Below are 22,649 nucleotides of genomic sequence, written 5' to 3' on the forward strand. Positions count from 1 at the left end.
TCCAACGCCTCTTATTGTTCTGAAGCGAACCGTGCTCAATCAGCTCTTCCTTGTGATCCGTCTTAACGTGAGTTACTCAAAATGTTGAAAATTGTCCACCTGCTAATGGGCGCAGCAGCCTTGCTGTTGTCCTTCATCCCTAGCCTGCGATCCGAAGCCGTACCTTACCTGCAACAACCCGATGCGCTGTACCTGGCCTTTTTCGGCCTGCTCAACCTCACCCTCGCTCCTGTTATCCCCTACTGGAACAAAGGCCCGCGTCATCAACTGCAAAACCTGGTCAGCGCCCTGCTGGTTCTGACCGTCGTCCTGCAAACCCTGACGCTGATCGCGCCGATGCCTGTCATTGCCGGTCAACCTGCCGTTCTATTCAGCCTGGTGGCTGCACTGATTGCCGTTCTTCTGCACCTGGCCATCAGCTTCTACAAATCTTCACCGGCCGCCGCCTCGCCAAGCTATGACATGACCAACCGCGATACCGGCACCGTCAAGTGGTTCAACACGTCCAAAGGCTTCGGCTTTATTTCCCGTGATTCCGGCGACGATATTTTCGTGCATTTCCGGGCCATTCGTGGCGAAGGTCATCGCGTCCTGGTCGAAGGCCAGCGCGTGGAGTTCTCTGTAATGAACCGTGACAAGGGCCTGCAAGCCGAAGATGTGATCGCCGCACTGCCGCGCCGCTGATTCAAGGCTAAAAAAAACCGCGAACAGCCTGGCTGTTCGCGGTTTTTTATTACCTGCCATTTAGTAATGCGGCGGTGGCGCCTCTTCTTCAAACGTCTCGAACTGGCCGGCCATTTCTTCTTGCCGCTTGAGCAATGCAGCCATTTGCAACTGCAGACGCTCAACTGCACGCTGCTGCGTGGCCAGCACATCACTCAATGCCTGGATGGTGTCATCCTGAAACGCCAATTGACTCTCCAGATCGGTAACGCGATCTTCCAGGCTCATGATTCAACCCTCCAGAAACGTAAAATCATCGGTCAATACCAGGCGTAACCGCTCGCGAATCAACGCGATCTGCTCCGAGTTATAAGGCTTGGCTGGGTGTTTACCCCAGACCGGCGCTGGCCAGGCGGCATCCTCACGCTTGCGCACAATCACATGCATGTGCAACTGACTGACGACGTTACCCAAGGCCGCGAGATTCAACTTGTCCGCGTCGAACGAGTCCTTGAGCATTTGCGCCAATGCGGTCGTTTCCTGCCACAGCTGCTGTTGATCTGCGACATCCAACTGAAATATCTCACTGATATCGTCGCGACGTGGCACCAGAATGAACCAGGGGTAGTTCGAATCATTGGACAGCAGCAACCGGCACAGTGGGAAATCCCCGATCGGTAACGTGTCTTGTTGAAGCCGTGGATCTAAAGCGAACACTGCGCGCACTCCCGCCTGGTCATCATTTTTCAGCTTAGCGCCCATCCCGAGAGACGGCGCATCAAGCGACAGGAAGGCAGCATACCTGCGAACGCCGCTGGCTTCACGACGAACCATGGTCGAAGCCAACCCGAAAAACTACAAACGACCCGTCACACGCCCCGACATGAGTCGTTTTCGATCAGGACGCACCATTACAGAACCAGCATCCACACAAAAAACGCTGAACTGACTGATAAACAACGACGCGTTCGAATTTAGCAAACGGCCGCACTGTATGAATTCAGTACAGTGATTAAAATTTTTTGCACCAAAACCGCACAGTGCGTCTACGCTGAGTCGGTCAGGTATCCGCCATTTACTCACTGGTGGGGTGAACCGGTAACATTTTGGGTTGTCACGCAGTCGGCCACAAGGGTGCAACACGATGCAAACCATGGCGTCAAGCCCGAACAAAACGTGCTTGAACACCCCGGTTTTATGAGGTTTTGACAGTGACAGGCAAGCTTTCAGAAAAAAAACCAGCAGGATTCTGATTTGTGCACGCTTGTTGCATTCACACCCACATCGCCTCTAAAGCGTCCGCTGGAAGTGGAAGCCTTAAGGCAAATAAAAACAGTGGCAGGGTTGCCCAACGGAGATTCAAGCGTTTCACCAGGGACTCTTTTTACCGATGCTCACGCCCTGGAAAACAACGCTAAAAGTTGTCAGTCCGCTTGCGTCGAGGCTGTAAATTTGCGACATCCACCAAGCCGTTTGCGACACGGTCGTAAAGAAGCTGAAAGGTTAGATGCGCAAGTATCGCCAACATGGTCGGCGTGATATAAGTTTGCGCCGACACAAAAAGAAAGAGCCGCCCAGATAATAAATCAGGTGGGACGGCAGTACTCTTCTAAAACCAAAGGAGCAAATCACGATGCGCGTGATGAAGTGGAGCATGATCGCACTGGCAGTTGCAGCAGCAGCCAGTACTCAAATGGCTACGGCCGCACCTTTTGTAAGTGACCAGGCTGAAGCCAAAGGTTTTGTTGAAGACAGCTCGCTGAACTTGCTGGTCCGCAACTACTACTTCAACCGTGATAACAAAGATCGCGTCAACGACCAAAAAGACTGGACTCAGGGCATTTGGGGCAACTTCAGCTCCGGTTACACCCAGGGTCTGATCGGTGTCGGCGTTGATGCGTATGGCTACCTGGCAATCAAGCTGGACGGTGGCGACGGCACCGGTGGCACCGGCAACATGAGCCGTAGCGACACCCGAAATGCCGGCGGTCATCGCGAAGTCAACGACAGCCAGGGCAAAGCCGGCGGCGCCGTTAAATTGCGTGTCTCCAAAACCGAGCTGAAATTCGGTGACATGCAGCCAAGCACTTCGCCAGTGTTCGCTATTGGTGGCTCCCGTATCCTGCCGCAAACTGCCACCGGTTTCCAACTGCAGAGCAGCGAAATCAAAGACCTTGACCTCGAAGCCGGTCACTTTTACTCGGGTAGCAGCCAGGACAAAAACGCCCGTGACGGCGACCTGTGGGCAACCTACGCCGGTGTAGAAGCCAACAAGATCGACTACTTCGGTGGCAAGTACGGCATCACCGACAACTTGAGCGCATCGCTGTACGGCGCCAAGCTGGAAGACATCTGGAACCAGTACTACGCCAACCTGAACTACACCATCCCAATGGGTGGCGATCAGTCGGTTAACCTGGACGGTAACATCTACCGTACTACCGATACCGGTGATGCGAAGGTAGGCGACATCAGCAACACCACGTTCTCCCTGGCAGCCGCTTTCGCGTTCCTGAAAGCACACACCATTACCGTCGGCTTCCAGAAGGTTAACGGTGACACTCCGTTCGACTACATCGGTGTGGGCAAGAACAACCGCGGCGGCGACTCGATCTTCCTCGCCAACTCCATCCAGTACTCTGACTTCAACGGTCCGAACGAGAAATCTGCTCAGATTCGCTACGACCTGAAAATGGCCGAGTATGGCGTTCCAGGTCTAAGCTTCATGACCCGTTACGTGAAAGGTTGGGACATCGACGGCACCGGCCTGGCTGAGAACAGCGTGTACCGTAAAGAGAACGGTGAACCAGTGTACGGTGCAGACGGCAAACACAACGAAACCAACTTCGAAGCCAAGTACGTTGTTCAGTCTGGCCCGGCAAAAGATCTGTCCTTCCGCATTCGTCAAGCATGGCACTTCGCTAATGCCGACCAAGGTGAAGGCGATATCAAAGAGTTCCGTCTGATCGTTGACTACCCGCTGTCGATCTTGTAATCGCAAGCAATTAATTTGCGGTAACAAACAAAAGGCCCATCTTCGGATGGGCCTTTTTTTGTTGCCTGTTTGTTGCTTACTGCACTGCAGATTCCTGAACCACTCGAATCACCCGCTGTGGAAACGGGATATCGATACCGGCCGTTTTCAACCGATCACGGGACTGTTCGTTGAACATGAACAACACGTCCCAGTAATCCGCTGTCTTTACCCACACTCGCAGGGAAACAGTAATCGAACTGTCGCCCAGGGTAGAAATTACTGCCTGAGGTGCCGGATCAGCCAAAACACGCTCATCTTTGGCCAGGTCCAGCAAAACTTCCCGGGCCTTCTGCAAGTCCGCCTCGTAATCAACGCCCACATCAAACACAACTTTGCGCGTCGGCTGACGGTTAGTGTTGGTGATGATGCCGTTCGACAGGTTGCCGTTCGGCACGATGATGGTTTTGTTATCGCCGGTACGCAGCACGGTGTGGAAGATCTGGATGCTGTCGACAGTGCCGGCAACACCTTGGGCTTCGATCCAGTCACCAATGCGGAACGGACGGAACAACAGAATCAGCACGCCGCCAGCGAAGTTCGCCAGACTGCCCTGCAAGGCTAGACCGATGGCCAAGCCTGCCGCACCGATGGCCGCCACGAACGAAGTGGTTTCCACGCCGATCATTGATGCGACGCTGACTACCAGCAAAACCTTGAGAATAATGTTCGCCAGACTGCTGATGAACCCTTGCAGCGCGAGGTCGGCATTACGCAACGCCAGCAGTCCGCCAAGTTTTTGGGCCACTTTGCTGATCAACCACCAGCCGATGGCCAAGGTGAGGATCGCCAGCAGCACGCGGCTGCCGTATTCCATGATCATCGGAATCCAGGCTTGAGACGCCTTGACCAGGTTGTCCACTTCAGCATTCAAATCCATCTACATTCTCCTGGGTTAAGCACAATCCGGGTGGGAGCGAGACCGGCTTGCCGGCGAAGTGGGCATATCAGTCAAAATCACTATTGAATGACACACCGCTTCGCCGGCAAGCCGCTCTCACTCCCACAGGGTTCCCGCCTGAAAGGTCAGTCGCGGAAGTTGTTGAACTGCAGCGGCAAATCGAAAGTCTTGGCGCGCAGTGCTGCAATAGCTTCCTGCAAGTCGTCACGCTTCTTGCCGGTAATGCGCACTTGTTCACCCTGAATGGCAGCCTGAACCTTGAGCTTGGCGTCTTTGACATGAGCGACGATTTTCTTCGCCATCTCTTTGTCGATGCCTTCCTTGAGGACCGCTTCCTGCTTCATCAGTTTGCCCGACGCATAGGCATCCTTGACTTCAAGGCACTGCACGTCGATTTTGCGCTTGACCAGGGCCAGCTTGAGGATCTCAATCATCGCTTCAAGCTGGAAATCGGCTTCAGCGGTCAGGTTGACGGTCAGGTCCTTTTCCTTGAACTCGAAGCTGCCTTTGCCTTTCAGGTCATAACGACGATCGAGTTCCTTGACGGCGTTCTCGACCGCGTTGGTGACTTCGTGTTTGTCCAGTTCGGATACCACGTCGAACGACGGCATGTAATCTCTCCAATAAAAGGCGCGCCGATGAAGCACGCCTGGCTTGCGGTTAAAATCCGCGCTGATTATAACGGGTCTTTCCCATCATTCACTGCGAGCCTCCCATGCGCGCGATAAACAGAGCAAAAATCTGATGTCCACCACTTGGCATGTTCTGGGCGCCGGCAGCCTCGGCACCTTATGGGCGACTCGTCTGGCGCGGGCCGGGGTGCCGGTCAGGTTGATCGTGCGCGATGCTGCGCGCTTGCAGGCTTATCAGACGGCTGGCGGCCTGACGCTGGTGGAACACGGTGAAGCAACAACTTATGCCATCCCCGGCGAGACCGCCGACAGCCGTGAACCGATCAACCGCCTGCTGGTGGCCTGCAAAGCCTACGATGCCGAGAAAGCCGTGGCCCAACTGGCACCGCGCCTGGCCCCCGACGCCGAGTTGATCCTGTTGCAGAACGGTCTCGGCAGTCAGGACGCCGTCGCTGCGCAGGTGCCGCAGGCACGCTGCATTAGCGCGTCAAGCACCGAAGGCGCCTTTCGCGATGGCGACTGGCGCGTGGTGTTCGCCGGCCATGGTTACACCTGGCTGGGGGATGCCGGGCATCCCGTGGCGCCGATCTGGCTGGATGACGTGAGCGCCGCCGGTATTCCCCACGAATGGAGCACCGACATCCTGACAAGGTTGTGGCGAAAACTGGCGCTCAACTGTGCGATCAATCCGCTGACCGTGCTGCACGATTGCCGTAATGGCGGATTACAGGAACACCACTGCGAAATCGCCACCCTCTGCGTCGAACTGACCGAGTTGCTTGAGCGGTGCGGTCAGCCAGCAGCGGCCGAAGACCTTCAACAGGAAGTTGAGCGGGTGATTCACGCGACCGCCGCCAATTACTCTTCGATGTACCAGGATGTCGCGAACCAGCGCCGGACCGAGATCAGCTATCTATTGGGTCATGCCTGCAAAGTCGCCGCGAGGCATCAGCTGAACCTGCCGCACCTCAAGCAGCTTGAGTCAAAGTTGATCACCCATCTGCACAGCCTTGGATTGCCCAGCGACTGAGCAGCGGCTACGCTGGCCACTTGTTCCTTTTCAGCGACGAACCCGATGCCATTGCGCCAGCGCCTTGAAAACCTTCCGGTCGGCCAGAAATTGCTGGCCGCCCTGTTGGTGCTGTTGACCACCGTCCTGCTGGTCGCCAACCTGACCTTTATCAGCGCCGCGTACTACATTTCCCAGGAAAGCATGGCACCTCAGGCCTTGCAGACCATCGGCCGACTGGTGTCCAACCCCAGCCTGGTGTCGGAAGCGTTGCAATCACCGCAAAGCGCCGAACGCCTGCTCAATGAACTCAACAGCTATTCACCGCTGCGTGCGGCGGCCCTTTATGACGGCAAGGGTGAGCGTCTGGCGCAGTTGCAGCATGGCGAAACGCTGAAACTGCCAGAGCGTTACCGGCACATCGAATCCTGGCAAGCCACCGAGTTTCGCAGCAATCAAGTGATCACCCTGCCCCGCCCCGGCACCGCGCCTGGCCACCTGTTACTGGTCGCCAGCAGCGAACTGCCGATGGCGTTCTACACCGGCACCCTCACCGCCAGTCTCGGGATTCTGATCTTCAGCGTGCTGCTGTGGCTGGTGATTGCCCGACAGATCAAACGCCTGATTACCCGGCCGATCCATCAGCTCGAAGAGTTGTCGCGGCAAGTGACCCGCGAAGAGAACTACGCCCTGCGCGCCTCCCGTGGCAACCACGACGAAATCGGCAGCCTCGCCGAGGCGTTCAACACCATGCTCTCGCGCATCGAAGCCCGTGAGCAGCAACTCAAGCGGGCCCGGGACGATTCCCAGGCCGCTTACGACCAGGCCCAGGGCCTGGCCGAAGAAACCCGCCATACCAACCGCAAACTGGAGCTCGAAGTCCAGGTGCGCAGCAAGATCGAGAAGAAACTCACTGGTTTCCAGAACTACCTCAACAGCATCATCGACTCCATGCCGTCGGCGCTGATCGCCCTAGACGAGCAGCTCTATGTCACTCAATGGAATCAGGAGGCCAGCGCCCTGTCTGGCACGCGCCTCGACGAAGCCTTGAATCAGCCGATCTTCCTCGCCTTCGAACCGCTCAAGCCGTTCCTGCCGCAACTCAAGCAAACCGTCGAGCAACACACGGTGGCCAAGATCGAGCGTGTCACCTGGTTCAAGGAAGAAGAACCCAAGCACTACGCCCTGACCTTTTACCCGTTGATGGGCGGTGCCGGGCGTGGCGTAGTGATCCGGATCGACGACATCACCCAGCGCCTGTCGCTGGAGGAAATGATGGTGCAGTCGGAAAAAATGCTCTCGGTCGGCGGCCTCGCCGCGGGTATGGCCCACGAGATCAACAACCCGTTGGGCGCGATCCTGCACAACGTACAGAACATTCGTCGGCGCCTGTCACCCGATCTGCCGAAGAACCTCGAACAGGCCGAGCAGATCGGTATCGCGCTTTCGACGGTCAACCAGTACCTGCAAGCGCGGGAAGTGCCGCAGTTGCTCGATGGCATTCAACAGGCGGGCGCCCGGGCAGCGAAGATCGTGACTCATATGCTCAGTTTCAGCCGCCGTAGTACCCGGCAAATGGCGCCGTGCGACCTGCCGGCGTTGATCGATCAGGCGGTGGAAATCGCCGGCAACGACTTCGACCTGGCGATCGGTTTCGACTTCAAGGGCCAGGCGATCACTCGCCAGTTCGACCCCGCGTTGGGCCCGGTGCCCGGCACTGCCAACGAACTGGAGCAAGTGCTGCTCAATCTGCTGAAAAACGCCGCTCAGGCAATTCACCAACGTGAAGACGACCGCGAGCCGGGGCGGATCATTCTGCGTACCAAACTGAATCCGCCCTGGGCGGAAATCCAGGTAGAGGACAATGGCATCGGCATGAGCGAAAGCGTGCGCAAACGCACCTTCGAGCCGTTCTTCACCACCAAGGAAATCGGTCAGGGCACCGGCCTTGGCCTGTCGGTCTCGTATTTCATCATTACCAACAACCACAAGGGTCAGATGGAAGTGCAATCGACCCTGGGCCAAGGCACGTGTTTCACCTTGCGCCTACCCTTGGCGGGCACGCCGCTTGTCTCTCAAGAACTCAATCAGCTATCGAGGTAACCATGGGCTTTCGCTTGTCGAAGATTTACACCCGCACCGGCGACAAAGGCGAAACCGGGCTGGGCGACGGCCGCCGCGTGCCCAAGGACCATCCGCGCATCGAAGCCATTGGCGAGGTCGATACGCTGAACAGCCAGGTAGGTGTGCTATTGGCCGGGTTGGCGGCGGAAAGTGGCGAGTATCCGGGTTTGAACGAAGTGATCGAAGTTTTGGCGCCCTGCCAGCATCGGTTGTTTGACCTGGGCGGCGAGTTGGCGATGCCGGTGTCTCAGGCGCTGAACGCGGCAGAAATCGAACGACTGGAAAGCGCGATCGATGTGTGGAATGAAGAGTTGGGGCCGCTGGAGAATTTCATCCTGCCGGGTGGTTCGGCATTGATTGCCCAAGCCCATGTGTGCCGAAGCCTGGCGCGCAGTGCCGAGCGGCGGTGTCAGCATTTGAATGCCGTCGAACCGTTGGCCGGGGTTGGGTTGGCGTACATCAATCGGCTGTCGGATTTGTTGTTCGTGGTGGCGCGGTTGATTGCCAAGCGCCAGGGGGTTGCCGAGATTCTTTGGCAACCGGCGGCGAAACCAGAAGTTTAATCGACGTCTCCAAAGACGCCTTCGCGAGCAAGCCCGCTCCCACAGGGGATTGTGGCGCACACCGATCCAATGTGGGAGCGGGCTTGCTCGCGATGGGGCCAGTGGCTACATCAAAGAATCTGGCCAGAACGCACGAATCCCCGCCACACCTTGCGCCCCGGCCTTCCAGGCCTTCTGCTGCTCCGCCGGGCCAACACCACCGAGCAAGAACACCGGTTTGCTGAAGGCTTCGATCAGGGTCGCTGCCTGTTCCCAACCCAACGGTTGAGCACCCGGATGAGTCAGGGTCGGCTGCAGCGGTGACAGGGTCACAAAATCCACCCCCATCTGCTCGGCCAACGCCAGCTCTTCAGCGTTATGGCAGGACGCCGCCAACCAGCGCGACGCCGGTAACGGGCGACCAGCCGCCGCGTACTTACGCAGTTGCGCGGAGGTGATGTGCCAACCGGCAGACGGGAAATCTCCCAGCCACTCGAACGGCCCCTTGATCATCAACTGCGCCTTGCCCGCACACAGCCCCGCCGCGTCCACCGCCAGATCGCGGTACTTCGGATCGTAGCCATTGGGTGCCCGCAACTGGATCAGCTTGATGCCGCCGGCAATGGCTTTTTGAATACCGCGCAGCAAGGCCGGGGTTTCCAGGTCTTCCGGGGTAATCAAATACTGCGCGGGTAACCGCGCAGCCGCGACAATCGGCTGGTTGGCCGCCGGGAACTCGTAGTTCAGCAGATCGCGGGGCGCGACCCATTCCAACGGCTGGCCTTCGGCGCCGTGCGGTTCGCCGGTGAATGCCGAGACTTCCCAAACGTCCAGCAACACTTGCTTGTCCGGGTAATCGTGCCGGACCTTGATCAGCGGGCGAGCCGCGTTGACCACGATGCCCAACTCTTCATGGAGCTCGCGAGCCAGGGCGGTTTCGACGGATTCGTCGTCCTCGACCTTGCCACCGGGGAATTCCCACAAACCGCCCTGATGCTGGGTGTCAGCGCGACGAGCGATGAGAATCTTGCCACTGCTATCACGGATAACGGCGGCCGCTACGTGGACTCCTTTCACTGCCCGATCTCCTCCAAACCTGCCTTCTGCCAAGCCTTGAAGGCAGGCCATTGGTAAATGGTTTCGACGTAGGCCGCGTCCGCTGCCGGGAGCCTCACCTGATAGGTGCGCAGGCGCACGGCGATCGGTGCGAAGAAGGCATCGGCCAGGGTCGCGCCGCCAAACAGGAACGGACCGGTATCGGTTGCTGCAGCGCGGCACTCAGCCCACAACGCCAACATGCGTTCAACATCGGCCTCGACGTCAGCCGGTGTCGGCGACAGCGCAGCGTCGTGGCTCAGGTCGAATGGCATGTTGCCGCGCATGGCGAAGAAACCGCTGTGCATCTGCGCGCACGCCGAACGCGCCTGGGCACGGGCGGCAGTGTCTTTGGGCCAGAGACCGGCGTCGGGAAACTGCTCTGCCAGATACTCGGCAATCGCCAGGGAGTCGGCGATGGTGCCGTGTTCGGTTTTCAGCAGCGGGACTTTGCCGGTCGGCGAATGCTTGAGCAGGCGCTCACGGGTGTCCGGTTGGTTCAGCTTGATCAGCTCTTCGGTGTAAGGGGCGCCGGTCAGGTCGATGGCCAACGCGCCGCGCAGGGACCAGGAGGAAAGCAGTTTGTCGCCGATGATCAGGTGAAGGCTCATGTTCGGGACCTTTTGATGGAGGGAACAAGCCAGTCTATGCAGTGACTGACAGACCGTCATCGCGAGCAGGCTCGCTCCCACATTGGTTTGAGGTGTACACAAATCTAATGTGGGAGCGGGCTTGCCCGCGATAGGGTTGACTCGGTCCTAAGTACGGTATTCGGCGTTGATCTTCACGTATTCGTGGGACAGGTCGGTGGTCCAGATGGTTTCGCTGCAATCGCCGCGACCCAGTTCGATACGGATCGTGATTTCTTCCTGCTGCATCACGGCCGCGCCCTGGGCTTCGGTGTAGGTCGATGCGCGAGCGCCACGGCTGGCGATGCACACCTCACCGAGGAACACGTCGATCTTGCTCACGTCCAGATTCGGTACGCCGGCACGGCCCACGGCAGCCAGGATGCGGCCCCAGTTCGGGTCGGAGGCGAACAGTGCGGTTTTGATCAGCGGCGAGTGAGCCACGGTGTAACCGACATCCAGGCATTCCTGGTGATTGCCGCCGCCGTTGACTTCAACGGTCACAAACTTGGTCGCGCCTTCGCCGTCACGAACGATCGCCTGGGCCACGTCCATGCAGACTTCAAACACGGCCTGTTTCAGCTTGGCGAACAAATCACCACTGGCTTCAGTGATTTCCGGCAGTGCTGCCTGACCGGTAGCGATCAGCATGCAGCAGTCGTTGGTCGAGGTGTCGCCGTCGATGGTGATGCGGTTGAACGACTTGTTGGCACCGTCCAGCAGCAGGTTTTGCAGCACGTCACGGGCGACTTTGGCGTCGGTAGCGATGTAGCCGAGCATGGTCGCCATGTTCGGGCGGATCATGCCCGCGCCTTTGCTGATACCGGTGACAGTGATGGTCACGCCGTCATGCTGGAACTGGCGGCTGGCACCTTTGGGCAGGGTATCGGTGGTCATGATGCCGGTGGCGGCAGCTTCCCAGTTATTGACCGACAAGTCGTCGATAGCCGCTTGCAACGCGCCTTCGATTTTCTCGACCGGCAGTGGCTCGCCGATGACACCGGTGGAGTACGGCAGCACCAGGCTGGCATCGACGCCGGTCAGCTCAGCCAGTTTGGCGCACGTGCGCTCGGCGGCGGCAAGGCCTGGCTCGCCGGTGCCGGCGTTGGCATTGCCGGTGTTGGTCAGCAGGTAACGCACCGGGCCTTGCACACGTTGCTTGGCCAGGATCACGGGAGCGGCGCAAAAGGCGTTCAGGGTAAACACGCCAGCCACCGTCGAGCCTTCGGCACAGCGCATGACCACGACATCCTTGCGCCCCGGACGCTTGATGCCAGCCGAGGCGATACCGAGTTCAAAACCGGCAACCGGGTGCAACGTTGGCAACGGACCAAGACCAACAGCCATGAATGCGCTCCTTAATAAATGATGTCAGCACCGCTTTCAGGAAAAACAGTGGTTTAAATGGCAAAACGCCGCGACGGCATTAGCCGGTCGCGGCGCGGGTATCTCAGCGTATGAAACGGGTTTTACTGGATCTGCCCGTGGCAATGCTTGAACTTCTTGCCCGAACCGCAATAGCAAAGCTCGTTACGGCCCAGCTTTTGTTCGTTGCGTACCGGAGCGGTGGCAAGGGCGACATCGACCTCTTCACCCAGCAGTTCCGGTTGCTCAAGCCCCGGTGCTTCGTCGTGCTGGAACTGCATGCGCGCAGCCAGTGCTTCGGCTTCCTGACGCAGGCGTTGCTCTTCTTCGATCGGATCTTCGCGGCGAACCTGGACGTGCGACAGCACACGGATCGAGTCGCGCTTGATCGAATCCAGCAGCTCGGAGAACAGCGTGAAGGACTCGCGCTTGTACTCTTGCTTCGGGTTCTTCTGTGCATAACCACGCAAGTGGATGCCGTGACGCAGGTGATCCATGGTCGACAGGTGATCTTTCCACAGGTCGTCGAGCACACGCAGAACGATTTGCTTCTCGAAGGTGCGCAGCGCTTCGGCGCTCGCCTGCTCTTCTTTTTCGTTGTACGCGGCCAGCAGCTCGGTCATGAGCTTCTCGCGCAGGGTTTCTTCGTACAGGTGGTCGTCTTCGTCGAGCCATTTCTGGATCGGCAACGCCACACCGAAGTCGCTCTGCAACGCCGCTTCCAGACCGGCCACGTCCCACTGCTCAGGCAGCGATTGCGGTGGAATGTGTGCGCTGACGGTTGCGTTGAGCACGTCCTGACGGAAGTCGGCGATGGTTTCGCCGATGTTGTCGGCGGCCAACAAACTGTTACGCATGTGATAGATCACTTTACGTTGTTCGTTGTTGACGTCGTCGAACTCGAGCAGTTGCTTGCGAATGTCGAAGTTGCGGCCTTCAACCTTGCGCTGTGCCTTCTCGATGGCGTTGGTCACCATGCGGTGCTCGATCGCTTCACCCGGCTGCATGCCCAGGGCCTTCATGAAGTTCTTCACCCGATCAGAGGCGAAGATGCGCATCAGGCTGTCTTCCAGCGACAGGTAGAAACGGCTGGAACCGGCGTCACCCTGACGACCGGCACGACCACGCAGCTGGTTGTCGATACGGCGCGATTCGTGACGCTCGGACGCAATCACCTGCAAACCGCCCGACTCGAGCACTTGCTGGTGACGTTTCTGCCAGTCGGCCTTGATCTGGGCAATCTGCTCAGGGGTCGGGTCTTCCAGGGTTGCCACTTCCACTTCCCAGTTACCGCCCAACAGAATGTCGGTACCACGACCGGCCATGTTGGTGGCGATGGTCAGTGCGCCTGGGCGACCGGCCTGGGCAATGATCTCGGCTTCTTTTTCGTGGAACTTGGCGTTGAGGACCTTGTGTTCGATGCCTTCCTTCTCGAGCAGACTGGACATGTGCTCGGAAGTTTCGATGGTTGCAGTACCCACCAGCACCGGACGGCCCTGGGTCATGCATTCCTTGATGTCGGTGATGATCGCCGCGTATTTCTCTTCGGCGGTCAGGAAAACCAGGTCGTTGTAGTCTTTACGAGCCAGTGGTTTGTTCGGCGGAATAACCATCACCGACAGACCGTAGATCTGGTGGAACTCGAACGCTTCGGTGTCAGCGGTACCGGTCATGCCGGACAGCTTGTTGTACAGACGGAAGTAGTTCTGGAACGTGGTCGAGGCCAGGGTCTGGCTTTCGGCCTGAATGTTCAGGTTTTCCTTGGCTTCGATAGCCTGGTGCAGGCCTTCGGACAGACGGCGACCCGGCATGGTACGACCGGTGTGTTCGTCGACCAGAACGACCTGGCCGTCCTGCACGATGTATTCGACGTTGCGATTGAACAGCTTGTGCGCACGCAGACCGGCATAAACGTGCGTCAGCAGGCCCAGGTTATGCGAAGAGTACAGGCTCTCGCCTTCAGCCAGCAGGCCAACGCGGGTCAGCATGTCTTCGATGAACTGGTGACCGGCTTCGTTGAGCTCGACCTGGCGGGTCTTCTCGTCGACGGTGTAGTGGCCGGCCTTGGTGACTTCGCCTTCAACTTCTTCGACGTGCAATTCCAGCTGCGGGATCAGTTTGTTGATCTCGATGTACAGCTTGGAGCTGTCCTCGGCCTGACCGGAAATGATCAGCGGGGTACGGGCTTCGTCGATGAGGATGGAGTCGACTTCGTCGATCACGGCAAAATTGAGTTCGCGCTGGAATTTTTCTTCCATGCTGAACGCCATGTTGTCGCGCAGGTAGTCGAAACCGTATTCGTTGTTGGTGCCGTAGGTGATGTCGGCAGCATAGGCCGCACGCTTCTCTTCCGGCGGCTGGAACGGCGTCACCACGCCGACCGTCATCCCGAGGAATTCGTAGAGCGGACGCATCCAGTTGGCGTCACGACGGGCCAGGTAGTCGTTCACCGTCACAACGTGCACGCCCTTGCCTGACAGCGCGTTGAGGTAAACACCCAGTGTTGCTACCAGGGTCTTGCCTTCACCGGTACGCATTTCCGCGATCATGCCTTCATGCAAGGTCATGCCGCCGATCAGCTGGACATCGAAGTGGCGCATACCCATGACGCGCTTACCGGCTTCGCGGGCGACCGCAAAGGCTTCTGGCAGCAGTTTGTCGAGGGTTTCCCCTTTGGCGATGCGGGCCTTGAACTCATCTGTCTTGGCACGCAATTGATCGTCCGAAAGGGCCACCATTTGCTCTTCGAAGGCATTGACGAGTTGCACCGTCTTGAGCATGCGTTTGACTTCACGCTCGTTCTTGCTTCCAAAAAGTTTCTTTAACAAAGGCGCAAACATATCGGCAGGATCTTCCACACTAAAGGGATGGAGGGCGGCCCCGTGAGTCGCCCGAGCAGCCCTCATGGCCGCATGCGAACGAGCATTCTACCCGGAAACGATGGTGAGGAAAGTGGCGTTATTCCACGATGCCGGCACAGCGTTGTAACGGGGCTCACTTAAAATAAGGGCTTTTTACTGAACTTCAAGCCATTCACGGCTCAAGTTACTTGTTGATTTAATGGGTAAAGCGCTCGCAAAGCAATGGGTCGGGTGCATGGGGTGCTTTCTGCTACCATGGCGGCTCTGTTACTTCAGGTGTCTGATCATGGCATTTCGCCCTCTTACGGCCAGAGCACCCGCCGTTCTGCTTCGCGAAGCCAAACCGTTGAAAGCCATCTTCGGCCACGCTCAACGCCTGGGTCATTTACAACGTCTGCTGGAAAGCCAATTGCAGCCCGCCGCCCGCGAGCATTGCCATGTGGCGTCGTGGCGCGAAGGCAGTTTGTTGCTGATAGTGACCGACGGTCATTGGGCAACCCGCCTGCGTTATCAGCAAAAGCGTCTGCAACGGCAATTGCAGATGTTTGATGAATTCGCCAGTTTGACGCGGATTCTATTCAAGGTTCAACCGCCCACGGTTCAGCAAGGGGCGGCTGGCCATACCATCAGTTTGTCGACCGACGCCGGCGCGACCATTCAGGCCACGGCTGACGGGATCAGCGATCCGAATCTTCGGGCGGCGCTGGAGCGCCTTGCGGCACACGCCAAACCCAAGGATTAAAAGCAAGATCAAAAGATCGCAACCTGCGGCAGCTCCTACATTGGGATGGTGTACACCCTGTAGGAGCTGCCGAAGGCTGCGATCTTTTGCTTTTAGCGGCGCTTGCTGCCCCCTAATAACGAACCCATCAACCCGCGTACCAACTGTCGGCCCAGTTGATTAGCCGCTTGGCGCATCGCCGATTTCAGCGCTTGCCCTGCCGCCGTACCGAGGAATTCCCCGGCCTTGTCGGTGAAGCTTGGCTCTTCGGCTGCCGGTTTGCCCGGAACAGCGTCAGGCTCTGGCGCCAACCCTTTGCGCCCCATCAACACTTCATAAGCCGATTCGCGATCAACGGGTTTGTCATACCGCCCCTTGAATGGCGAACCCGAGATCAGCGCTGTGCGTTCAGTCTCGCTCAGCGGCCCGATCCGCGATTGCGGCGGTGCGACCAATACACGCTGGACCATCTCCGGTGTGCCCTTGTCTTGCAAAGTGCCCACCAGCGCCTCGCCAATCCCAAGCTCGGTCAGCACCGACAAGGCATCGAACGCCGGGTTCGGCCGGAAGCCCTCGGCCACCGCTCGCAGGGATTTTTGCTCCTTGGCGGTGAATGCGCGCAAGCCATGTTGAATTCGCAGACCGAGCTGAGCCAGCACGTCATCCGGCAAGTCGCCCGGCGATTGGGTGACGAAATACACGCCAACGCCTTTCGAGCGAATCAGCCGCACCACCTGTTCAAGGCGATCCTGCAAAGCCTTTGGCGTACCCGCGAACAATAAATGCGCCTCATCGAAAAACAGCGCCAGCAGTGGTTTGTCCGAATCGCCGCGCTCTGGCAATTGCTCGAACAGCTCGGCCAGCAGCCACAACAGGAACGTCGCGTAGACCTTCGGTGCTTCGTGCACCAGACGGCTGGCATCGAGCAAGTGAATGCGCCCGCGGCCATCGGCGCTCGGCTGCAGAATGTCTTCGAGTTGCAGTGCCGGCTCACCGAACAGCGCCTCTGCGCCCTGTTGCTCCAGGGTCGCCAGACGCCGCAACAGCGCCTGACTGGAACCGGTGGTCATCAGCGCGGCGTCGTCACCGAGCAATTCTGGGTTGTCACGCAGGTGATTGAGCAGTGCCTTCAGATCCTTGAGGTCCAGCAGCAACAGCCCTTCACGATCCGCCACCTTGAACGCGGCATACAGCGTCGACTGCTGACTGTCGGTCAGCTCCAGCAGGCTGCCCAGCAACAACGGCCCCATTTCGCTCAAGGTTGTACGCAATGGATGACCGGACTGACCATGAATGTCCCACAGGGTCACCGGATACGCTTGAGGCGTGTGGTTCAGCCAGGGCATCCCGGCAATCCGCTCGGCGATCTTGCCTTGAGGATTGCCGGCGGCGCCCAGACCGCACAGGTCACCCTTGATATCGGCGGCAAACACCGCCACGCCGGCATCGCTGAAGGCTTCGGCCATCCGTTGCAAGGTGACGGTTTTGCCCGTCCCGGTAGCGCCCGCGACCAAACCATGACGGTTCGCCAGACGCATGGCCTGGGCAATGGGTTGCCCGGCGAGATCGGCACCGATAACGAGTTGCAGTGAGTCAGGCATTTGGTCACCCATGGTTAATCTTTAATCCTTTACGGCCGATAGAAATAAGCGAGAGACCCAACTGAAAGCAAGGTCCGACATTCCTCATGGAGAGCAGGAGTAATCGACCCGCTCCAGTGCGCGCCCATTTTGCGCGCATTAACAGCAACACGCCCCGAACAATAAGACCTTAGCGGACACTCCGAACCATGAACAAAAATCTGCGCTTCAGCCATAAAATCCTGCTTGCCGCCGCCCTCATCGTCATTGCCGCCTTCGCCTCGTTCACGCTGTACATCGACTATTTGCAGCGCAACGCCATTCGTGCAGACCTGGATAACTATCTGAATGAGATGGGAGACGTCACCGCCAACAATATCCAGACCTGGCTGGCCGGTCGTATCCTGCTGATCGATAACCTCGCCCAGAACATCGCCATCAACCCCGAACAGGCCACCGTTTCCAGCCTGCTTGAGCAGAAAGCCCTGACGTCGACCTTCATGGCGTCCTACCTGGGCGACGCCACTGGCCACTTCACCATCCGCCCGGATGCGAAGATGCCCGATGGCTTCGACCCACGGGTGCGCCCTTGGTATAAAGGCGCCGAAAGTAGTAGCACCGCAACCCTGACCGAACCTTACATCGACGCGGCCACCGGCCAGACCATCATCTCGATCGCCACCGCCTCGAAAAAGGCCGGACAAAGCGTGGGTGTGGTGGGCGGCGACCTGAGCCTGCAAACCTTGATCGACACCCTCAGCGCCCGCGACTTCGCCGGCATGGGTTACGCCTTTCTGGTGAGCGCCGACGGCAAGATTCTGGTCCACCCGGACAAAGCCATGGTGATGAAGTCCCTGAGTGAGGCGTACCCAAAAAATACCCCGCGCATCAGCAGCGACCTCAGTGAAGTGGACGTCGATGGCAAGACCCGCATCGTCACCTTCACCCCAATCAAAGGCTTGCCATCGGTCAACTGGTACATCGGTTTGTCGGTGGATAAAGACAAAGCCTTCTCGATGCTCAGCGAATTCCGCACCTCAGCGGTCGTTGCGACGGTCATTGCCGTGGCCATCATCATCGCCCTGCTGGGCATGCTGATCCGCATCCTGATCCAGCCGCTGCACGTCATGACCCGCGCCATGGCAGACATCGCCGACGGCGAAGGCGACCTGACCAAACGCCTGACCATCCAGAACAACGACGAATTCGGTGTCCTCGGCACCGCGTTCAATCGTTTCGTGGAACGCATTCACGGTTCGATCCGCGAAGTGTCGTCGGCCACCGGGCAAGTCAACGAAGTGGCTTTGCGTGTAGTGGCTGCTTCGAACTCGTCGATGTTCAACTCCGACCAACAGGCTTCGCGCACCAGCAGCGTGGCCGCGGCGATCAACCAGCTCGGCGCCGCCGCTCAGGAAATCGCCCGTAACGCAGCGCAAGCATCGAGTCAGGCCAGCGATGCCCGCAGCCTGGCCGAAGACGGCCAGCAAGTGGTGGACCGCAGCATTGTCGCGATGAATCAGCTGTCGAGCATGCTCAGCGCCTCGAGCACCAACATTGAATCGCTGAACAGCAAAACCGTGAACATCGGGCAGATTCTCGAAGTGATCACCAGCATCTCCCAGCAAACCAACCTGCTGGCGCTCAACGCCGCCATCGAAGCGGCGCGTGCCGGTGAAGCCGGACGTGGTTTTGCGGTGGTTGCAGACGAGGTTCGTAACCTGGCGCACCGCACTCAAGAATCGGCGCAGCAGGTGCAGACCATGATTGAGGAGTTGCAAATCGGCGCCCGCGAATCCGTCAGCACCATGAGCGAGAGCCAGCGCCACAGTCAGGATAGCGTCGAAATCGCCAACCTGGCCGGTGAGCGTTTGAACAGCGTGACGTTGCGTATTGGCGAGATTGACGGGATGAACCAGTCGGTGGCGACGGCGACTGAGGAACAGACTGCGGTGGTGGAGTCGATCAACGTGGACATTACCGAGATCAACACATTGAATCAGGAAGGGGTGGAAAACCTGCAGTCGACGTTGCGTGCGTGTTCGGACCTTGAACAGCAGGCGGCGCGACTTAAGCAGTTGGTAGGCAGTTTCCGTATTTAGCGTCTGAACTGGCCTCTTCGCGAGCAAGCCAGCTCCCACATTTGATCGCATTCTTGTCTGGAAGAACTCGGTTAAATGTGGGAGCGAGCCTGCTCGCGAAGGCGTCCACTCAAACACCGCAACACCTCACTGACACCCCGCCACAAAACCCCAACCGAACATCTATCCTTCATTAAGGTCAACCAAGGGAGAACAACGGACCGGAGGGATGTTCATCGTGCATATCGCTGACATAACCATGTTCTACGCCCCTGCCAGCGGTGGCGTGCGCACTTATCTGGATGCAAAGCACCGTCGCCTGATCATCAAGCCGGGCATTCGCCACAGTCTGCTGATCCCTGGGGCTTACTTAAGTGAACAGAATGGCGTTTACACGGTTCCCGCCCCCGCCCTGCCCTTCGGCAAAGGCTATCGCTTCCCCCTGCGTCTCGCGCCCTGGCGCAATGTTCTGCAGGATTTACAGCCCGACCTGATCGAGGTCGGCGACCCCTACCTCACCGCATGGGCGGCACTCGATGCCCGGCGGCAACTCGATGTCCCGGTGGTCGGCTTTTATCACTCGGACCTGCCGCTGCTGGTCAGTAATCGCATGGGCAACTGGGTCACCACCAACGTCGAAGCCTATGTCAGCAAGCTCTATGGCAACTTCGATCGGGTTCTGGCGCCAAGCCAGGTCATGGCCGACAAACTGATCGGGTTGGGGGTGAAGAACGTTTTCGTTCAACCGCTGGGCGTCGACTTGCACACCTTCCATCCCAATGCCCGGGACCCGGGTCTGCGGGCCGAATTGGGCATCGATGAAAACACTCATTTGCTGATCTTCGCCGGGCGCGGCGCCAAGGAAAAAAACCTGCCGGTGCTGCTCGACTGCATGAAACGCCTGGGCCAACGCTATCACCTGTTGCTGGTGGGTTCGTCGATGCCGGCCGCAGTGCCCGACAACGTCACCGTAGTCGGTGAGTTCTGTCCGGCGGCACACGTGGCGCGATTGATGGCCAGCGCCGATGCGCTGCTGCATGCCGGCGATCAGGAAACCTTCGGCCTGGTGGTTCTTGAAGCCATGGCCAGTGGCATTCCGGTGGTGGCCGTGGCGGCCGGAGCCTTTCAGGAGATCATTACCGATCAATGCGGCCTGCTCTGCCCGCCGAACAATCCATTGGCGATGGCCAACGCAGTCCGCGAATTGTTCAGCTCGGGCAGCGTTGTTTTGGGCAAACAGGCCCGTAGCCATGTCGAACGGCATTACTCTTGGGACACGGTGGTCAACAGCCTGCTTGGGCATTATCGCGCCGTACTTGGCAGCCACTTGCCGCTGACCGCCAATGGTTGAGCCCATGAATCCGCCCAGCCTGATACTCGTCCTGCACGACGTCGCACCGCAAACCTGGGCCGATTACCAACCCTTTGTCGAAGCCGTTGACGCCTTGGGCGAGGTGCCGATGACCTGGCTGGTCGTGCCGAATTTACACAAACACAATGATCTGGAGGAGCATCCGGGATTTCGGCGTTTACTCACCCGTCGGATCGCCCGAGGTGACGAACTGGCATTGCACGGGTACTTTCATTGCGATGAAGAGCCCACTCCCTCTACTCCACGAGACTGGTTCATGCGCCGGATTTACACCCACGAAGGCGAGTTTTACAGCCTGTCTCAAGAAGCCGCCCTTGCCCGCCTGCGCGCCGGCATCGAAGTGTTCCACCGTTATAACTGGCCGCTGGAGGGTTTCGTCGCCCCGGCTTGGCTGATGAGCGAAGGGACGCGCCAGGCCTTGCGCCAATTACCCCTGAGTTACACCAGCGATCCGCAGCATCTGTATCGTCTGCCGGACTTCACCGCCGTTGATGCGCCAGGCCTGGTCTGGAGTGCGCGCAGTGCCTGGCGCCGGGGGGTGTCGAAGCTCGTCAGCGATCAACGCCAACAACGTTGGCGGCACGCACCGGTGATTCGTCTCGGCCTGCACCCGGTCGATATGCGCCATGAGTTCTCGCGCACTTACTGGCTGCAAACCCTCAAGCGCCTGCTCGACGAGGGGCGAGTGCCGATGACCAAGGCACGCTGGCTGGCGCTGCAAAGCGACCGTATGGGTCGCGCCGCATGAGTCGCGGGATTCTGCTGCTTGTAGCGCTGCTCGCTGCGGTGCTGATTCCGTCGCTGCTGGGCGGAAACGAAACCTGGTATCGACTGCAAAGTTTTCCGCTGAACTGGTTGCTGATCATGTTCGGCATGATCCTGTTGTGCTGGGTGCTGAACACGATGCGCTTGCGCCTGTTGCTAGGGGATCAGCGCGACAAGGTGGGCCCGCTCAAAAGTCTCGGGGTGGTGATGGCTGCCGAATTCGCCTATTGCGCCACCCCCGGCGGCAGCGGCGGCCCGCTGACGATCATGGCGTTGTTGGCGCGCAACGGCGTGCGTCCGGCCAGAAGCAGCGCCGTGTTTGCCATGGACCAACTGAGCGATTTACTGTTTTTTCTCTGCGCGCTGAGCGGGATCCTGATCTACGCGTTGTTCCAGCACCTCAGCCAACGCATGGAATGGCTGCTGACCGTCAGCGCCATTTCAATGTTCGGCGGGTTGTTCAGTTGTGTGGTGGTCGCCCGCTACCATCGAATACTGATTCGCCTGAGCGGTCGGTTGCTCGCTCGCCTCAATGTCAAAGCCACCACGCGCCTGCGCTGGGCGCGAAAACTCCTGCACTTCCTGGCGGCCTTTGCTGACACGCTGAAGTTGCCCTTTCAGACGTTGATCACGGTGTTTGCCCTGACCTGCCTGCATTGGCTCCTGCGCTATAGCGTGTTGTATCTGGCGTTGCGTGGGCTCGGGGCGGATTTGCAGTGGGCCTGGAGCTTTCTGATCCAGATGCTTTCGCTGAGCGCGGGGCAGTTCAGCCTGTTGCCGGGCGGTGCCGGGGCGGCCGAGTTGACGTCAGCGGCGCTGCTGGCGCCGATGGTGGGAAAAGCCACCGCGGCGGCGGCAATTCTGATCTGGCGGGCGGTGACCTATTACTTCTACCTGGTGGTGGGTGGCCCGGTGTTTTTGCTGATGCTTGGGCGGCCGCTGCTGAAGAAGTTGATGAAGTTCAAACAAGCCTAAAAGATCGCAGCCTTCGGCAGCTCCTACAGGGGTACGCGATCCATGTAGGAGCTGCCGCAGGCTGCGATCTTTTCAGGCGTCCCCGGGTGTATCGTCGGGTTCTTGCTGCAACTGTTCCCACAACTCGGCAGCACCGGGAAACTCCGTGCCGTCTTCGGGGTTCATGTCATCCGGGTCGTAGCGACTCAGACAGCCCTCACCCAACGTGGCGGGTGCCCTGGAAGTGGCTTTGTCCAGTGGATCGGCCATGGTCATGTCCTCTATTTACCCAGATCGTTCCCACGTTCAGCGTGGGAACGATCT

20 protein-coding genes and 1 pseudogene are annotated in these 22,649 nt (G+C 58.8%); 11 read left to right on the plus strand and 10 right to left on the minus strand.

The genetic code is table 11. The features are described from left to right. The first annotated feature begins 81 nt into the window (after window positions 1-81). Window positions 82-684, plus strand: a complete 603-nt coding sequence (locus ACYZTX_RS24145) for a cold-shock protein (RefSeq protein ID WP_282375479.1) — start codon at window positions 82-84, stop codon at window positions 682-684. Window positions 685-744: 60 nt separating this feature from the next. Here ACYZTX_RS24145 and ACYZTX_RS24150 read toward each other — a convergent pair whose 3' ends face one another. Then, window positions 745-951 (minus strand): SlyX family protein, encoded by a 207-nt coding sequence (locus ACYZTX_RS24150; RefSeq protein ID WP_056741397.1) that lies wholly within the window; start codon window positions 949-951, stop codon window positions 745-747. Window positions 952-954: 3 nt separating this feature from the next. Beyond that, window positions 955-1,380 (minus strand): HIT domain-containing protein, encoded by a 426-nt coding sequence (locus ACYZTX_RS24155; RefSeq protein ID WP_462036144.1) that lies wholly within the window; start codon window positions 1,378-1,380, stop codon window positions 955-957. A 916-nt stretch (window positions 1,381-2,296) separates the two neighbouring features. Here ACYZTX_RS24155 and ACYZTX_RS24160 point away from each other — a divergent pair. After that, window positions 2,297-3,658, plus strand: a complete 1,362-nt coding sequence (locus tag ACYZTX_RS24160) for an OprD family porin (protein WP_462036145.1) — start codon at window positions 2,297-2,299, stop codon at window positions 3,656-3,658. Between the two features lie 76 nt (window positions 3,659-3,734). On the opposite strand, the gene ACYZTX_RS24165 is transcribed toward ACYZTX_RS24160, so the two are convergent. Then, entirely contained in the window at window positions 3,735-4,577 is an 843-nt protein-coding gene (locus ACYZTX_RS24165; RefSeq protein WP_462036146.1) for a mechanosensitive ion channel family protein, read from the minus strand. Between the two features lie 146 nt (window positions 4,578-4,723). Next, on the minus strand, window positions 4,724-5,209 hold the full coding sequence (locus ACYZTX_RS24170; protein ID WP_048379301.1) for a YajQ family cyclic di-GMP-binding protein: 486 nt from the start codon (window positions 5,207-5,209) through the stop codon (window positions 4,724-4,726). A gap of 133 nt (window positions 5,210-5,342) precedes the next feature. On the opposite strand from ACYZTX_RS24170, the gene ACYZTX_RS24175 reads away from it, so the two are divergent. Genes ACYZTX_RS24175 through ACYZTX_RS24185 form a run of 3 tightly spaced genes read left to right on the plus strand, consistent with a single transcriptional unit; the run spans window position 5,343 to window position 8,926 of the window. Beyond that, window positions 5,343-6,260, plus strand: a complete 918-nt coding sequence (locus ACYZTX_RS24175) for a putative 2-dehydropantoate 2-reductase (RefSeq protein ID WP_462036147.1) — start codon at window positions 5,343-5,345, stop codon at window positions 6,258-6,260. A 45-nt stretch (window positions 6,261-6,305) separates the two neighbouring features. Next, entirely contained in the window at window positions 6,306-8,342 is a 2,037-nt protein-coding gene (locus ACYZTX_RS24180; RefSeq protein WP_462036148.1) for a sensor histidine kinase, read from the plus strand. Window positions 8,343-8,344: 2 nt separating this feature from the next. Further along, a complete protein-coding gene (locus tag ACYZTX_RS24185; RefSeq protein ID WP_462036149.1) occupies window positions 8,345-8,926 on the plus strand; it encodes a cob(I)yrinic acid a,c-diamide adenosyltransferase in 582 nt (193 codons plus the stop codon). Window positions 8,927-9,031: 105 nt separating this feature from the next. Here the strand turns inward: ACYZTX_RS24185 and ACYZTX_RS24190 are convergent, their stop codons facing one another. The 4 genes from ACYZTX_RS24190 to secA all read right to left on the minus strand — a co-directional run bounded on the left by ACYZTX_RS24190 (window position 9,032) and on the right by secA (window position 14,834). Beyond that, window positions 9,032-9,982 (minus strand): Nudix family hydrolase, encoded by a 951-nt coding sequence (locus tag ACYZTX_RS24190; protein WP_462036150.1) that lies wholly within the window; start codon window positions 9,980-9,982, stop codon window positions 9,032-9,034. Continuing rightward, on the minus strand, window positions 9,979-10,611 hold the full coding sequence (locus ACYZTX_RS24195) for a glutathione S-transferase family protein (RefSeq protein WP_462036151.1): 633 nt from the start codon (window positions 10,609-10,611) through the stop codon (window positions 9,979-9,981). The genes ACYZTX_RS24190 and ACYZTX_RS24195 overlap by 4 nt, the downstream gene beginning before the upstream one ends. Window positions 10,612-10,758: 147 nt before the next feature. Then, window positions 10,759-11,976: a bifunctional glutamate N-acetyltransferase/amino-acid acetyltransferase ArgJ gene (argJ, locus tag ACYZTX_RS24200; RefSeq protein ID WP_449644841.1), complete on the minus strand. Its 1,218-nt coding sequence runs from the start codon at window positions 11,974-11,976 to the stop codon at window positions 10,759-10,761. 122 nt (window positions 11,977-12,098) lie between these two features. Next, window positions 12,099-14,834, minus strand: a complete 2,736-nt coding sequence (secA, locus tag ACYZTX_RS24205) for a preprotein translocase subunit SecA (protein ID WP_462036152.1) — start codon at window positions 14,832-14,834, stop codon at window positions 12,099-12,101. A gap of 307 nt (window positions 14,835-15,141) precedes the next feature. On the opposite strand from secA, the gene ACYZTX_RS24210 reads away from it, so the two are divergent. Continuing rightward, on the plus strand, window positions 15,142-15,597 hold the full coding sequence (locus tag ACYZTX_RS24210) for a DUF721 domain-containing protein (protein ID WP_090187471.1): 456 nt from the start codon (window positions 15,142-15,144) through the stop codon (window positions 15,595-15,597). Between the two features lie 92 nt (window positions 15,598-15,689). Here ACYZTX_RS24210 and ACYZTX_RS24215 read toward each other — a convergent pair whose 3' ends face one another. Beyond that, window positions 15,690-17,177 (minus strand): helicase HerA-like domain-containing protein, encoded by a 1,488-nt coding sequence (locus tag ACYZTX_RS24215; RefSeq protein WP_462036154.1) that lies wholly within the window; start codon window positions 17,175-17,177, stop codon window positions 15,690-15,692. 188 nt (window positions 17,178-17,365) lie between these two features. Between ACYZTX_RS24215 and ACYZTX_RS24220 the strand changes: the two are divergent. The 5 genes and pseudogenes from ACYZTX_RS24220 to ACYZTX_RS24240 form a co-directional block, all read left to right on the plus strand. Next, window positions 17,366-18,397 (plus strand): annotated as a pseudogene (locus tag ACYZTX_RS24220) (HAMP domain-containing protein); the annotation flags it as partial. Window positions 18,398-18,490: 93 nt separating this feature from the next. Beyond that, a complete protein-coding gene (locus ACYZTX_RS24225; RefSeq protein WP_449644888.1) occupies window positions 18,491-19,255 on the plus strand; it encodes a methyl-accepting chemotaxis protein in 765 nt (254 codons plus the stop codon). A 208-nt stretch (window positions 19,256-19,463) separates the two neighbouring features. Further along, the gene (locus ACYZTX_RS24230; RefSeq protein ID WP_462036155.1) at window positions 19,464-20,585 is read left to right on the plus strand and encodes a glycosyltransferase family 4 protein; all 1,122 of its coding nucleotides are present in this window, start codon (window positions 19,464-19,466) and stop codon (window positions 20,583-20,585) included. After that, a complete protein-coding gene (locus tag ACYZTX_RS24235; RefSeq protein WP_462036156.1) occupies window positions 20,578-21,354 on the plus strand; it encodes a DUF2334 domain-containing protein in 777 nt (258 codons plus the stop codon). The genes ACYZTX_RS24230 and ACYZTX_RS24235 overlap by 8 nt, the downstream gene beginning before the upstream one ends. Then, window positions 21,351-22,346 (plus strand): lysylphosphatidylglycerol synthase transmembrane domain-containing protein, encoded by a 996-nt coding sequence (locus ACYZTX_RS24240; RefSeq protein ID WP_462036157.1) that lies wholly within the window; start codon window positions 21,351-21,353, stop codon window positions 22,344-22,346. The genes ACYZTX_RS24235 and ACYZTX_RS24240 overlap by 4 nt, the downstream gene beginning before the upstream one ends. Before the next feature lie 72 nt (window positions 22,347-22,418). Here ACYZTX_RS24240 and ACYZTX_RS24245 read toward each other — a convergent pair whose 3' ends face one another. Then, window positions 22,419-22,595: a hypothetical protein gene (locus ACYZTX_RS24245; protein ID WP_462036158.1), complete on the minus strand. Its 177-nt coding sequence runs from the start codon at window positions 22,593-22,595 to the stop codon at window positions 22,419-22,421. Window positions 22,596-22,649 lie beyond the last annotated feature (54 nt).

Source organism: Pseudomonas sp. MDT1-17 (genome assembly GCF_054898105.1).